Genomic DNA, 15,174 nt, shown 5'->3' with positions numbered 1-15,174 from the left:
TTGGGCGGGCATTCCTTTTTGTCATCGTGGCTAATTGCAAAGGTTATTCTTCATCATTAGCTTTTAGCAGTTAATCATCTTACTGTCGTTATCCGTGGCTGATACTCGTACAAGTGATACCAAGCAAACTGGCTAACTCCACCTGACTCTGACTAGAGGTTTCTAAGTAGCGTGCAATCCACTCTTGCATCACTTTGGTCTTGTGCGAGTTGCCAAGCGATAAAGGATAAGACATATAGTAAGCCCCTCTCCCCTTGGCCGCATATTTCCAAGCCATCATCAGCTGACCCGATTGTAGCTCGGGAGCCACCAAACGTAACGGCACCAAGGCAACGCCATAACCTGTTAAAGCTGCCGAAATACAGGCATGAAACGTATCAAAGCGTGGGCCTACAAACGTACCATCCAAGCTAATCAGCTGCTGCTTAAAGTATTCGTACCATGCGCTAGGACGTGAACTCAGCTGTAGCAATACATAGCTGTCCGACTGCTGCGGTTGCAAGTCTTTACCTTGCAAATAATCAGGGCGACAAACCGCCACACAGTACTCATCAAACAATTTAACGTTTTGCATTCCCGACCACGTCCCTTCTCCGTATAAGAACGCAATATCGATATCATGCTCTTCGGAGAAAAATGGACCTACCTGCTCTTTAATATCCAGCCTAATTAAAGGGTTTTCCTGACTAAAGCCGTGAAGCGCAGGAATCAGCCAACGTGCACAAAAAGTGGGATGCGAGACCATTTTTAGCACCTCCAAATTACTGCTATGCGACATCAAATTGGTCGTCGCAGTCTCGATATGCTTAAGAATACTTAGTACATCGATATAATAAGCTTTGCCTGCTGGCGTTAACGAAATACGCTGCGAGGTACGATAAAACAAAGAGATATTCAGCATCTCTTCTAACTGCGCCACTTGCTTGCTTATCGCACTTTGCGTCATATGCAGCTCTAAGGCGGCATTAGTAAAACTTAGGTGACGAGCCGCTGTCTCGAAGCATTGCAGCGCAGTCGTCGAAGGGTATCTTCTAAACGCAAGCGAAGGATTGGTATCAGTTTTCATAGTCTGTTTTTATTTTCTTCCATGATAATAGATGTGGTACTTCGTATCACATCACTTCTTTTAAGCACAGTCTAAGGTTAGTATGCCACTACAGCCTAGCAAGAAAATTAGTTAACCAATTTCTTATACTAAATTGAGCGCTGGTCTAGTTATCAGATCCAACCCGCTTCCAAAAGCTCCTCGGTGTTACTCACTTTAAAGTCATGATATAAGTTAAAAAATACCGCTGGATCTTCAATATTATCGAGCAACTCTCTTTTATGGAGCGCCACAAACATAGCCAGTGCATAAGCTGCACCATGGATAGATTTCTTTGGATTAAACTCCATATCAGTAAAAGCCTGATATTGCATGACCTCTTCATGCAAGTGAGGGTTTTGCTTTAATGCATTCACATATAGCCAATCATAAAATGTCGTTAATGGCTCTACACTCCATTCCATACCGAAATAATTATAGCCAATGAGTTCACCCGAGTTGATTAATCGCTCATCTTTTTTGGCTTGTCTGGGCGGTGCACTTAGCAAGTCGATATAGGGGCCACCATCCTCAAAAACCATACTGCTTTGGAAGGCGTTTTCGACACTATACTGCTCGCCACCATTCTCATTAGTTAGCTTTAGGCTCAAAGGGCTCAGCAGAAAACTCAACTTATTACCTGATTTACTCGACAGCTCTAAAACGTGATTAAAGCCATATTTTTTGCGAATAACTTGATGCATATCATTGATAGATTTTTTCTTTTGCCGACTCGCAAATCCCACATGACGCTCAAACCTAACCATATCCGTTTTTACCAGATTGTCACTGTTGACTCTAGGCATGAATACAGGTCTTTTTTCTACCGCGCTTTGTGCTTGTTCCATCGTGATGTACCTTATATCAATAATCTTTTATCAATGTTCTTTTATAACTGATTAAGTGCGTCTGCCCAGTCCGAAATATATCGACTCCAATCAGCGCTCGCGGGGCAGTTTATCTTATTATGGGTCATTTATCCTGCTCTATTTTAGCGTTATCAATAACCTTGAGCTATGCTGCATAAACGGTAAAGATAAATTTGGTGAATTTCAGCTTTAGCGTTTGAGGTGGATGTTGAAACGTAACTTGATGTGGTGACTCTTGAGAGAGTTAAACCTTCCAAAATTAGAAAAAACTGCTTAATAATGAGCAATTTTTAAAATTAGCAATTTCTTAATGTATCTGATTACTATACAGGTAGTTGCCACCTTATAGCATTAATAACCATCCAGCGGCTCCGCAGCCAATCACTACCAGCCAAGCAGGGACTTTCCAGAACATCAAAGCAATGAGAGCGACCAACGCCAGACCAAAATCTTTTGCTTCAATGATAGCGCTTGTCCATACAGGCTGATAAAGCGCTGACAATAACAAACCGACGACCGCTGCATTGATACCAGATAGTGCGGCTCTTGTGCGCAGATTTTGGCGTAGACTCTCCCAAAATGGCAGTGCGCCCATAACCAATAAAAATGACGGCGCAAAGATTGCTATCAAGCAAATCATCCCTCCTAGCCAGCCACTAGGAGCTTGATTCATCGAGCTACCTAGAAATGCTGCGAAGGTAAATAAAGGTCCTGGCACTGCTTGCGTAGCTCCGTAACCTGCTAAGAAAGTATCGTTACTCATCCAGCCTGCGGGAACAATCTCAGCCTGTAATAATGGCAATACTACGTGTCCGCCACCAAATACAAGTGATCCTGCACGAAAAAAGGTATCTACCATAGATAGGGTTTGGCTTGGATATAATGCAGTTAGCAGTGGCAAACCAATGAGCAATGAAAAAAACAAGAACAACCAAACAAGCCCAGTCCGACGTCTTACAGTAATAGGCAAAGGGTCATGAGCAATCACTTTTTCAGGTTTGAACCATAGCAGCCCAATAATGGCTGCAATCGCAATAACGCTTACTTGAGCTAATGCAGAAGGCACCAAAAGTACAAAACAAGCAGCCAGCGCCATGATAGAGATTCGCGCAACATCGGTGCAGAGATTTTTCCCCATACCCCATACCGCTTGCGCAACCACAGCCACTGCCGCGACCTTTAAACCATGTAATACACCAAGTGGAACAATATCCCCATAACTGCTAATACCTATGGCAAACAACATAAGCACTATGGCAGAGGGTAAGGTAAAACCCGTCCAAGCAGCAAGCGCGCCAGCATATCCTGCTCGAGATAACCCGATAGCAATGCCAACTTGACTGCTGGCAGGTCCTGGTAAAAACTGACAAAGCGCGATTAAATCGGCATAGCTGTTCTCAGTCAGCCACTTGTGGCGTATTACAAACTCATCACGGAAATAGCCCAAATGAGCGACGGGGCCACCAAATGAGGTCAATCCCAATCTAAGGAAGATAAGAAAAACAGCCCATGCTGATTTGCTTTTAATATTGGCGTTATTGTGATGTACCACGTGTCACTCTCCTTGGCAGACCGTATAAAGAGAAAGTGTTATAACTTAAAGTCACATACAGAGTTGGATTAACTATTTGGTGTTATTTACTACTCAACATCGTCTAATAATTTATTCAGGGTTTCTATCATGGCATCGTCTATGATGTGGTCTTCTACATAATCCACTATCTGATAGAGCGTCGCCAGATCCATTGCGCGAATACCTAAGTCAGCTAACTGCGCATTGATAGTCCCTAAGCGCTCGTTGTCATCAGTACCGTCACTCGCGAACCAATACATCTGCTCTAGCAAGGTGTCTTGTTTGGTTAATGTTGAATAGCTATCGCCCTGAATAAATAAATTAAAATAATAAGGCATCTCTATATCATTAATAAAAAAGGTACGCTTACACTCTAGGGTATAGGCTTGTGCTTCTTCACTGTCATTGCTGTCAACGCCTGAGTCATTTTTGTCGTCTTCATCATGTTCAAGCTCTTCTTTTACCAAGCCCTCTAGGAGTTGGTAGCGCCCTGCTTTTATTTTGTGATTGTAAATAATACTCGCATCCGCGATTGCTTCGAAGATAATGGCGCTGACATCTAGAGTATGATTGTCAATATCATAGAAGCTCTTTAAAGCAGGTAAAAATTCGGTCAACTGCTCTTCAGGGACTGGTATGAGAAATTGCTGCTCGTATATCTTGATCATGTCTTCAGGCGCGTAAGTGTTGGCAGTATCAGTCTCGTTTCTACCGGTAGGCTGCAAGGGTAAAAAATTATACGGGTTATCATCGGTCATTTGGGACGGCCTTTTATGTATGTTAGATTTAATAGATGTCTGCTATCAAAAAAAATGAGCGTCTCTAAGCGGATATATCGCTCTTAATATGCGCTTAAAATTTATGCGGGTATTGTCGCTTATTTGGACAATTTTAGATAGACAGCGATAGACATACCCCTTGAATTATTCTCATAAAAAAAGACCTTACCCATCAAATAGGCAAGGTCTAAACGCTAAGTCGTACCAAAAACGCTAGGTTTTAATTATAAAAACAATAGCCCTAAACCAATCACAACACCACTAACAATCAGGACAATGACACAAAAACCCATGATATCTTTGGCTTTGAGTCCCGCAATTGCCAAGGCTGGCAATGCCCAAAATGGCTGAATCATATTTGTCCATGCATCACCCCATGCAACTGCCATAGCAACCTTTGCAGGATCGCTGCCCAGCATCTCTGCCGCCTCTAACATAATGGGTGCTTGCACTGCCCACTGTCCGCCACCTGAAGGAACAAAGAAGTTAACCAGTCCTGCGCTTAAGAAGGCGAAAAGTGGTAATGTCTCAGCTGACGAAATATTGACGAATGCTTCTGACATCACGCCTGCCAAGCCTGACGCTGTCATCATACCCATGATTCCTGCATAAAACGGAAACTGGACAATAATAGCACCGGCGCCTTTGACCGCTTCTTGAACGGCAATCAAATACTTACGAGGCGTTCCGTGAAAGATAATTCCGAGGAACAAAAACATAAAGTTGACCAAATCTAGTGTCAAGGCAAAGCCATTTTGCACAAAATAATAGACGATAAAAGCAATGCCCAACATACCGATAACCATTGACAAAATCCAGCTGTTTTCTAAACGCTCTGCTGGTGTCATATCCGATTTTGCTGGCAGCACTTCATCAATTGGTTCAACCAGAAGTCTCGGATCTACCGTCACCGTATCTTCTGTTTTTGGCATCATCAAACGGTTGAGTAAAGGAACGATGACAATCAATGCAGCCACAATAATTAAGTTATAGCTGGCAAAAATCGTTTCACTGGTTGGAATAACACCAATCTTATCAGCGAACGGATGACCTGCTGTCGCAATGGATAACGGAATGGAACCCGAAAACCCAGCATGCCAAATAATAAAACCAGAATAAGCACTGGCAATCAATAAACGGTAATCGACATTCTCTACACGCTTTGCCAATTCTTTGGCGAATAATGCTCCAATCACCAACCCAAATCCCCAGTTGATCCAGCTTGCTGCAAGGGATACTAAAGTTACCAAGATAATGGCACTGCCCGGCGATTTTGCTAAACTTGCCAGCCTTCCTAAACCTTTTTTAAATATCGGACTGCTTGCCAATACAAAACCTGTGACTAATACCAACACCATCTGCATTGAGAATGCGAGTAATGCCCAAAAACCTTCACCCCAAAACGCCACCATTTGTACCGGTGAAGAATCAGTTAATCCTAAACCCAGTACAAAAATAACCACTGTTAAGATAATAACGAACAAAAATGGATCCGGTAAATACTTCTCCATTAAGCTATTCGAAAAACGGGTAATCCCTTTCATTTTATAATTCCTTTTTTTAGATATACATTTCTTGAATGCTATTGCTAGCTAACTATAGTCCATTCAATTTCGAAACGCTACAGTACTGATATGAACGATTATTTTTTATTTAGACCTTACTCTTACCTGTTTAATTATATCTTCCACATATAAAAAGGCTTCCAAATAGTTGAAAGCCTTTTTATTTTATTTAGGTGATGAATCATAAATTGATTATGACGCTCTAGAAAACGTGCGTCAAACCAATGGTTATGGCAAAATCTGAATAACTACTATCTTACAGGTGGCGTACCTTCGGCATTGGAGAGCACCGCATCAACTTGTATCAATGAATCCATAGGGATTGCTGAAACCCCAAATACTGTCCTAGCGGGCAACTCATCGTTAAAAAACGTGGTATAAACATCATTGACCGTGTCAATATCGCTAATGTCTTTGAGTTGGATAGTTACTTTAACGATGTCATCCATTTTATGATCGATACTCTCGACAATGGCTTTGATATTCTCTAAGCATTGGTTGGTCTGCGCCTTTATATCACCGCCGATGAGCTTACCCGTTTTAGGATTGATAGGTAATTGACCCGAAAGGTGATTATAGTGAGAAAAAGCAACTGTCTGCGTGCTTAACGAGTGCTTTGGCGCCTGCTCAGTATTGTTGGTTTTAATCACAATGCCATGTCGATCTTCAACGGCTTGTGGCGGTGTGCCATCTCCATGTGATACCACGGCTTCAATCTGTACCAAAGCAGCCATAGGTAACCCTGAAACCATAGTCACTGTACGCGCCGGTAGATAATTGACAGCTCTGGCAATAGCCGTGTCTGGGAAAAAAGTACTATAGACGTCATCGACGGCTGCGATATCAACAAGGTTGGTTAGACTAATATTTATTTTAACAATGTCATCAATACCGACATCGATACTATTCAAAATCGACTTAAGATTGGTTAGGCATTGCGCCGTCTGCTCTGCTATACCGCCTGCTACTAGTTGCCCTGAAGTAGGATCGATTGGTAATTGTGCTGAAACGTTATTGTAATGAGAAAAAGCAACGGTTTGGGTAGATAGAGAGTCGATTGGCGCGTTATCAGTGTTTTTTGCCACTTTTACGAGCTCGTAAGGGGCCTGCGGACGAGTACCTTCGCCATTTGAAAGTAGTGCATCCATTTGTACTAACGCATTATCCATAGGCAGCTCTGCAACCATCACTACGTTACGTGTCGGCAAATAGTCGCTAAAGAAAGAACGATAGACAGCATCTACTGCCTGCATATCTGCAATATCTTTTAAAAATACCGTAATCTTAATTACATCATCCATGATGTGCTCGGTACTTTCTACAATCGCCTTGATATTATCCAAGCACTGTTTGGCTTGTGCTGAGATGTCAGCAAAGGCTAATGCGCCAGTCTTCGGATCAATTGGTAATTGCGCTGAGATATTATTGTAATGAGAAAAAGCAATGCTCTGAGTTGAGGTTGCGCTAATCGGCGCACGGTTCGTGTTTCTAGATAATTTTATGATGGTATCATTCATATCGTGATAGTCCCTTTTTGATAGGCTTAATTACTAAGCTGGTTGATATATTTATTAATGAAGCAGGCATCTAGCCCACTGTCGTCGCTTTAAGATCTTTAGTAGATGCGAAAAGGAATATGAGAAACTAAAAAAACCGTAGGAAGTCCCTACGGCTTCTTAGCTTAATGCGAAAAGAGAGTCTTTTTAATTAGTGCATATTAGCCAGCAGCTAATACTCCACCAATGATAGCAACCACGCCGCCTAATGCACGGGTAATACGGTTATCGGCTTTGAGCATCATGGTACCTAGACTACGACCGATAAAGGTAATCGCTAAGGTGGCGACAACAAAGCCAGCCATATAAAGCAATAAGCTTGAACCTTGTGTCATTTCAATACCATGAGCATAACCATGGGCGACCATGAACAGCGCAACCAAGGTGCCACCAACAGCAGTCGGCAGTTTTGCTAACGTGGCGATTAGTACACCGACTAGCAATACTGACATGGCGATGCCGGTCTCTACCCCAGCCAAACTGATACCCGCCCAAGCAAGGCCTGCGCCAGCTATCATGCCGCCTACGACAAATAACGGCGTGCCACGTTTCATCGTAGTGTTTTGGCGAATACTCCAAAAACCAATCGCGCCCATAGCCAATAAGTGGTCAAGGCCCATCATCGGATGTAGTAAACCGCTAAGGAAACCATTGCTTACCTGCTCGCCATGACCAGGGTGGGCCATTGCCAAAGTAGCTGTCATCATTAGCCCTGCTGTCAGCAGCAGTTTAGTCATTTTATTCATCTTTCTCTCCTATTTTTTTTGTTTTCTGTTGTCTGATTGATTGGTCTAGTTAATACTTTGAAGTACTGTCCGCCTACTTATAATTGATCCACTTTTAAAAGAGTACAGAACTACTGGGGTTGATTATTCGCAGCCTCTGTCTGCGTAGCCACAGCAAGCAAGAAAAATTAACCCCAGTAGTGATTGATAATATTTGCATTTTTTTATTTAGGACTGACTATAATTATTAAATGCGAGCAATTAAGCATTAAGCATTGGCGCTTAGCTTTCCAGGACGACGCTCAGGTAACATACCTTGCTTTAAGATAAAGCGAATAATTTCTTCTACGCCCACGCCGTCATATAAGTTGGTGAAGATAAAAGGACGTTCTCCGCGCATTTTCTTTGAATCACGCTCCATCACATCTAGCGAAGCATGGACATATTCAGCGATGTCAATTTTATTAATAATTAACAAATCAGACTTAGTGATACCTGGTCCACCTTTACGAGGGATTTTGTCACCAGCAGCGACGTCGATGACATATAAGGTCAAATCAGAAAGCTCTGGGCTAAAGGTAGCCGCAAGGTTATCGCCGCCAGACTCTACTAACACCAGCTCTAGGTTAGGATGGCGCGTTTGCAAATCATCAATTGCGGCCAGATTCATCGAGGCATCTTCGCGGATAGCAGTATGTGGACAGCCGCCAGTTTCTACGCCAAGAATACGGTCAGCAGGCAAGGCGTCGTGCTTTAACAAAAAATCAGCATCTTCACGCGTATAGATGTCGTTAGTAACCACAGCGATATCATAGTGATCTTTTAGCGCACTACATAACTGACGTAATAGAGCTGTTTTTCCAGAACCAACCGGACCACCAACACCTACTCTTAAACAATGTTTCATGTATATTTTCCTTATCTAAAAACGAAGTATTAATTTAGCTTCGAAATAATCGTGAATATTGAGTTTCATGTTGAGCACTACCCAGTGCTAAGCCGGGTAAAATCGGACCCAACTGCTCATCAGTTAAGGTTAAAGCTTTATCAACTGCCGCTACCAGTTGCGGACGTAACGTCTCGTTCAAACGTTGTGCAGCGGTATGACCGAGTGGCAGGGCTTTACAGGCAGCCGCCAGCTGATTTTCCAGCCAGCCCCAAGCAAATCCTAATAGAGCTTGACGTACAGGTACTTGCCTTTGATGGGCCGTCCATGCAAACACAGTGACATAGCCTGGTTCCTCTGGTAGCTCGACATGACCTAACGCTTTCTGTGGCTGCAACTCTAAACTGTTTAGTAAGCGTATCAATGCTTGACCCAAACGTGTATCTTCATCGCTAAGCTCAGCCGTTTCCCGATTGGCGTGTAGCCAGTCATTCCAAAAAGCCAAACCATCACCGTCGTTATTAGCCCAACATCTCTGTAAACGTGCTAAGACAGGCAGTTCACAACGCGTCAAACCGTCACCTAAAACGCCTTCCAACCATTCGCCCAGTTGAGCTTCATTATTGACCCAACCAAGCTCAAACGCACTTTCCAAACCTTGTGACCAAGCAAAAGCACCAATAGGTAATGCTGGGCTAATTAATTGCATCAAACCTAACAATGCTAGATCGCTCACAGCATTTGACGGATCATCAATGCGCATGGTTATGACCGTCGTGTTCAGAATGATCGTGGTCGTGGTCATGAGAATTAGAGTGAGAATGCGCATGACTATTTGAGTGCGAGTGCTCGCGACCAGCCTGCGCATAAGCACCAGATTCAGGATCAAATGGTGCGTCGTGATGCCTCAAATCTGCTCCCAATAGTACTGCTAGCTCCTCAAGCACATGATCTGGAGGAAAACGCACCCAATGACGCCCATCTTCATCGCTACCAAGGGCAAGCGATACATGTCGATTACCTAAGTGGTAGCACAGTCTAGCGAGTGGTAAGCCGCTTTCGATATAAGCAGTAGCCACTGGCTCATCAGCTGCAAGCACTTGAATCACCTCACCACTATTGGCTTGTAGCAAATCACCATGACGAAGTACAGGACCTCGGTCAAGAAACAGACCCACATCACGTTCGTTATCACTAACTGCCTTTAGACGGCCACGAATACGTAGCTCATAAGGCAAGGTCAAGGTGTCATAAATGTCGACCGAAGTATTGCCGTCCATTCTTTTTATTAATTCAAGCATATTATTATCCTTACAAACGATTTAAAACAATTGGTCTAGAACAGATGATAAAGCTGCGCCAATGGTAATTCAGAGAGCGGCTCACACGTTAAAAGCACACCGTCTACACGAACTTCATAAGTTTCTGGATCTACCGTAATGTTCGGGCAGTAATCGTTCAGCTTCATGTCTTTTTTGCGCATGCTACGAACGTTTTTACAAGCGACCAATCGGCTTCTTAGCCCCAGTTTTTCTTCAAGTCCCGTGTCCATCGCAGCTTGGCTAACAAAGGTAACGCGAGTAGCAGAAACTGCACGTCCTAGCGCGCCAAACATACGGCGGTAATGCACTGGCTGCGGGGTCGAAATTGCGGCGTTAGGATCACCCATTGCGGCACCAGCAATCATGCCGCCTTTTAAGATAATGGAGGGCTTAACACCAAAAAACTTAGGACGCCATAGTACCAAGTCTGCCATTTTGCCAATCTCTACCGAGCCCACTTCATGTGATACACCATGGGTGATGGCAGGGTTGATAGTATATTTGGCAATATAACGTTTCACTCGGAAGTTATCAGTACCGCGCTCTTGATCTTCTGGTAGCAGACCACGTTGCAGGCGCATTTTGTGCGCGGTTTGCCACGTACGGCAGACCACTTCACCAATACGGCCCATGGCTTGAGAGTCCGATGAAATCATTGAAATGGCACCAAGATCATGCAAAATATCTTCTGCAGCAATGGTCTCACGGCGGATACGCGAATCAGCAAAGGCCACATCTTCAGGAATATTTGGGTCTAAGTGATGACACTCCATCAGCATGTCTAGATGCTCGTCAACAGTGTTGATGGTGTACGGGCGTGTTGGATTGGTCGATGACGGTAAAACATTTGGCTGACCACAAGCGACAATAATATCTGGCGCATGACCACCACCCGCACCTTCAGTATGATACGAATGGATACAGCGATCTTTAAAGGCCTCTAGCGTATCTTTAACAAAGCCTGACTCATTTAAACTATCAGCATGTAGCGCTACCTGAATATCGTAACGGTCAGCAACATCAAGCGCATTACCAATCGTTGCTGGCGTTGCCGCCCAATCTTCATGAACTTTTAAACTCATAACGCCAGCTTTGACTTGCTCTTCAAGTGCTGCAGGCGTACTGGCACTGCCTTTACCCAAAAATCCGATGTTAATAGGCAGGTCATCCACGGCTTGCATCATTTTGCCAATGTGCCACGGTCCAGGCGTGTTGGTGGTAGCGACTGAGCCAGTTGCAGGTCCAGTACCGCCACCAATCATCGTGGTTAAACCGCTCATTAACGCCTCATCTACTTGCTGCGGGCAGATATAGTGAACGTGAGTATCTACCGCGCCTGCGGTCAATATTTGGTTTTCACCAGCGATAATCTCAGTACCTGCGCCAATGATAATATCAACATCCGGCTGCGTATCAGGGTTGCCGGCTTTACCAATAGCGACAATGCGCCCGTCTTTTAAGCCAACATCGGCTTTTACGATGCCCCACCAATCAATAATAATCACGTTGGTAATCACAGTATCCATCACTGAGTCTGAGCACAATTGGCTTTGTCCCATACCATCACGAATCACTTTACCGCCACCGAATACTACCTCTTCACCATAATGGGTATGGTCCTTTTCAATCTCGATCCAAAGCTCGGTATCACCCAAACGGATGCGATCGCCAACGGTCGGACCATACATATTGGCATAGGCGTCGCGAGATATTTTCATCGTGTTTCTCCTGAATCTGAATTGTCATCTAGCGCACCCATCACCTCACCTCTAAAGCCAAAGATGCGGCGCAATCCGGCATAAGGCAGCAACGACACCTCACGTTTTTGGCCCGGCTCAAAGCGCGTAGCGGTGCCAGCAGGTATAGCTAGGCGATGACCATAGGCTTTTTTACGATCAAAGCTCAGTGCGCTGTTGGTTTCAGCAAAGTGATAGTGAGAGCCCACTTGTATAGGGCGATCGCCGGTATTGGCCACTTCAATCACAAAGCTGTCGCGACCTACGCACAGTTCAATATCACCTTTCTTTAATTGATATTCACCCGGAATCATCATGCTCTCCTTAAGCTTTATGCTCTTATTAGATAATAGGACTATGAACAGTCACCAGTTTGGTGCCATCAGGGAAAGTGGCTTCGACCTGAATACTTTCAATCATCTCAGGTACACCTTCCATCACATCATCACGAGTTAAAATTTCGCGACCGGCGCCCATCATTTCTGCCACCGTGCGCCCTTCTCGTGCGCCTTCCATAATCTCACAACTTATCAGAGCAATCGCTTCTGGATAATTAAGCTTCAGCCCTTTTGCCTTACGGCGCTCGGCCAAAAGCCCAGCAGTAAAAAGCATTAATTTGTCTTTGTCTCTGGGGGTTAATTCCATTATTGTCTCCATTATTATTGAGCTGAAAACCGATTGATTTGTGGCTTGCTTTTATGTGTAATCGAAAAAAAATACGCAAAAGAATTATTAGGTTAACCAAATGCGCGGCGTCACTGCCTTAACATCCATCAGTCTTGGGCGCAGAATTTCCCTCGCTTGTTGTAATAAATCCCATGCCTCATTGCGCTCCATGCCCAAATAGCGAAGTAAAAGCACACCGCGGCGATAAGTCACCGCCCAATTGTGGTTGGCAGGTATTTTGTCGCGTAGTTCGGTAATGGTGTCAGCAGGGTCACTCAGTCCGACAGCCCACAGAGTAGCGTGAACCGTAGCGCCGCCTTGTCCCCATTTACCTAAAAATCGAGGATGTGTTGGGTCAATGGCTTGGCGCTCTAACCATAGGGGCCGACCTTTTTGGCTAAGCTGAAAGCGCTGTTCAATCATGCCGCTGACATAAGGTAAGTCGCTGGCTGGGCGGCCAAGGCCAATAATTTCCCAGCCCAAGCATTTAGCCGTTTCAGCCAAATCAATAATCACCGTTTGCTCACCGCGTGATCCATCAAAAGCCAGCGTTTCTTGTGGCAGCCATTCAAGCGTGGCACCGTCTTCGACTTTGAGATGAGTATGCTGTGTCCAAGCGACATTATTGCTATCGGCTCGATACAGTTTGTTGGCAGCTGGGGTGGTTAATAAAGCGTGAGCGTTTTCAGACACCGTAACATCGATGGTTAAAGAATCACCGCTGGCAATACCGCCGGGTGGATGCAGAAGATACACATGACAGCAGCCATCACGACCTTCAGGGTAAAAAGCGCGCTGTACCCGTAGTGGACCATAGTGACGTGCGACATTCATGCGGGTAATGCGAGTGTCCGCTTCAGGATAAGCTGCAAACCCTAAAGTTAATGAGGCTGGCCAATGGCGGCTGGCATCAAAACGATGCCCAGAATCTATGATTGGCTGCGGATGCACAGGCATAGAAAATAAAATCGTCATGCGATTGGAAACCTTTTTTATAGGCCCAGCGCGACATACATCGCTGAATCGTCAGCAAATTGGCTGACAATAGCAAAATGAGAAAATACATTCACGTGCGCGGGTGAGGTTAGAGTGACAGTGGCAGCCTAGTAGCTGTCAGCGAATGTCATCAGTTGGGCAATGATTGCCTAAAAACCATAAAACGAGTAGTGCAGATAAATTGCGATGTACCATCAGGGTAGAAGATGCTTCCCTTGATATGTGTATGAGCTTGATTGATGCAAATAGGCGCTCTAAAAAAGCACTTATGGGCAAACAGCCATACTGTTTATCTCTTATAAGCCAACCGTACATAATTGTCAAATTATTTCTTTACACATTGGTAAAAATTATGGCAGCTTAATCTTATTTTTATTTAATCTGTACTGTGAATCTTGTAGTAATTCAATAAGATAGATAGCTAGAAGATAGTAACCCTAGCAAACATGAGACGAAAATTCCAAAGTATTAACACTTGTTAAATATTTTGGAGAGCGTCTCAGCAAAAAATTACTGCTTCATCCCCATCTTGCCACGGCTGGAATTTGGTCATCGTTTGCAAAAAAAACGGATGCTGCAGCCAATCTTGTAACCATTGCTGTAGATTTGGATAAGGCAGGCTATAAAAAACATTACGATCGACATGAGCGAATTGACGGACAAAAGGCATAATACCAATATCGGCAATCGTTACAGTTTTCCCTAGCAAATAAGGATTTTTAGTCAGCAACTCCTCTAACACTTGTAAAAATATTTCACCCTTCTGTCGATACTCTGTCTGGGTCATGTCTATATGACGATCGGCATATTTATAGCGATCGAGCCAATATTTAAATTCGTTGTCGTTTTTATCAATCAAAGCATTTGCCTGCTGCAAAACCTCTGCCTCCAAAAGCCCTTGCGGATCTTGCTGCTCAAGCGCCCATATCATTATCTCTCTACTCTCTTCAATCACCGTCCTATCTACAAGTTGTAAAACAGGTACCGTACCTTTTGGGCTAATGGCTAGCATCTGAGACGGCTTATTTTTCAGTGTTATTTCGCGCAGCTCTACCTGTAGCTCGGCAAACAGTATGCCGAAACGGGCGCGCATGGCATAAGGGCAGCGACGAAAAGAATACAGGCAATGATAAGAGGAAGTCATAGGTAGGGTTCGTAGTTGAATTGAGATTAATAAGTTTAGACGCGGAGGTTGATTATTACTAGGGCGTGTCATCATTTTAAAAATGCTAGGGACGATACTTGAATTTGCACATCATAACAATGCAAGTAATTGCATTGTTATGATGGTCTGGATAATTTAGAAGATAGAGCATTAGTTTAGAACGATATTTACAGCACCATGGTTAAAAGTTTTATACTTGTTAGCTTATTCAACTTATATTGGGATTTACGATAAATTCGATTGCTAGGATTT

15 protein-coding genes are annotated in these 15,174 nt (G+C 43.9%); all 15 read right to left on the bottom strand.

The genetic code is table 11. The features are described from left to right. Window positions 1–88: 88 nt before the first annotated feature. On the bottom strand, window positions 89–1,066 hold the full coding sequence (locus PCRYO_RS04610; RefSeq protein WP_011513234.1) for a LysR substrate-binding domain-containing protein: 978 nt from the start codon (window positions 1,064–1,066) through the stop codon (window positions 89–91). Between the two features lie 152 nt (window positions 1,067–1,218). Further along, window positions 1,219–1,932 carry a DarT1-associated NADAR antitoxin family protein gene (locus tag PCRYO_RS04605; RefSeq protein ID WP_011513233.1) on the bottom strand — a complete coding sequence of 238 codons (714 nt, stop codon included), beginning with the start codon at window positions 1,930–1,932 and terminating at the stop codon, window positions 1,219–1,221. A gap of 364 nt (window positions 1,933–2,296) precedes the next feature. Beyond that, entirely contained in the window at window positions 2,297–3,505 is a 1,209-nt protein-coding gene (chrA, locus tag PCRYO_RS04600) for a chromate efflux transporter (RefSeq protein ID WP_011513232.1), read from the bottom strand. An 89-nt stretch (window positions 3,506–3,594) separates the two neighbouring features. Beyond that, window positions 3,595–4,284, bottom strand: coding sequence for a hypothetical protein (locus PCRYO_RS04595; RefSeq protein ID WP_011513231.1), 690 nt, complete (start codon window positions 4,282–4,284; stop codon window positions 3,595–3,597). A 245-nt stretch (window positions 4,285–4,529) separates the two neighbouring features. Beyond that, complete coding sequence (locus PCRYO_RS04590; protein ID WP_011513230.1) at window positions 4,530–5,849, bottom strand: short-chain fatty acid transporter; 1,320 nt, start codon at window positions 5,847–5,849, stop codon at window positions 4,530–4,532. A gap of 272 nt (window positions 5,850–6,121) precedes the next feature. Further along, on the bottom strand, window positions 6,122–7,387 hold the full coding sequence (locus PCRYO_RS04585) for a RidA family protein (protein WP_011513229.1): 1,266 nt from the start codon (window positions 7,385–7,387) through the stop codon (window positions 6,122–6,124). A gap of 200 nt (window positions 7,388–7,587) precedes the next feature. Then, window positions 7,588–8,172 (bottom strand): HupE/UreJ family protein, encoded by a 585-nt coding sequence (locus PCRYO_RS04580; RefSeq protein WP_011513228.1) that lies wholly within the window; start codon window positions 8,170–8,172, stop codon window positions 7,588–7,590. A gap of 247 nt (window positions 8,173–8,419) precedes the next feature. Continuing rightward, window positions 8,420–9,058 carry an urease accessory protein UreG gene (gene ureG / locus PCRYO_RS04575; RefSeq protein ID WP_011513227.1) on the bottom strand — a complete coding sequence of 213 codons (639 nt, stop codon included), beginning with the start codon at window positions 9,056–9,058 and terminating at the stop codon, window positions 8,420–8,422. A 34-nt stretch (window positions 9,059–9,092) separates the two neighbouring features. After that, window positions 9,093–9,800, bottom strand: a complete 708-nt coding sequence (locus PCRYO_RS04570; RefSeq protein ID WP_011513226.1) for an urease accessory protein UreF — start codon at window positions 9,798–9,800, stop codon at window positions 9,093–9,095. After that, complete coding sequence (ureE, locus tag PCRYO_RS04565) at window positions 9,790–10,338, bottom strand: urease accessory protein UreE (RefSeq protein WP_011513225.1); 549 nt, start codon at window positions 10,336–10,338, stop codon at window positions 9,790–9,792. The genes PCRYO_RS04570 and ureE overlap by 11 nt, the downstream gene beginning before the upstream one ends. A gap of 35 nt (window positions 10,339–10,373) precedes the next feature. Then, window positions 10,374–12,077 carry an urease subunit alpha gene (gene ureC / locus PCRYO_RS04560; protein WP_011513224.1) on the bottom strand — a complete coding sequence of 568 codons (1,704 nt, stop codon included), beginning with the start codon at window positions 12,075–12,077 and terminating at the stop codon, window positions 10,374–10,376. Further along, a complete protein-coding gene (locus PCRYO_RS04555) occupies window positions 12,074–12,409 on the bottom strand; it encodes an urease subunit beta (protein WP_011513223.1) in 336 nt (111 codons plus the stop codon). The genes ureC and PCRYO_RS04555 overlap by 4 nt, the downstream gene beginning before the upstream one ends. Before the next feature lie 28 nt (window positions 12,410–12,437). Beyond that, entirely contained in the window at window positions 12,438–12,740 is a 303-nt protein-coding gene (ureA, locus tag PCRYO_RS04550; RefSeq protein ID WP_011513222.1) for an urease subunit gamma, read from the bottom strand. A gap of 87 nt (window positions 12,741–12,827) precedes the next feature. Beyond that, window positions 12,828–13,736, bottom strand: a complete 909-nt coding sequence (locus PCRYO_RS04545) for an urease accessory protein UreD (protein ID WP_011513221.1) — start codon at window positions 13,734–13,736, stop codon at window positions 12,828–12,830. Between the two features lie 520 nt (window positions 13,737–14,256). Next, window positions 14,257–14,901, bottom strand: a complete 645-nt coding sequence (locus PCRYO_RS04540; protein ID WP_192941315.1) for a glutathione S-transferase — start codon at window positions 14,899–14,901, stop codon at window positions 14,257–14,259. Window positions 14,902–15,174 lie beyond the last annotated feature (273 nt).

It is taken from the genome of Psychrobacter cryohalolentis K5 (genome assembly GCF_000013905.1).
GTDB classification, from domain to species: domain Bacteria; phylum Pseudomonadota; class Gammaproteobacteria; order Pseudomonadales; family Moraxellaceae; genus Psychrobacter; species Psychrobacter cryohalolentis.
This window is presented reverse-complemented; position numbering and strand designations above follow the sequence as displayed.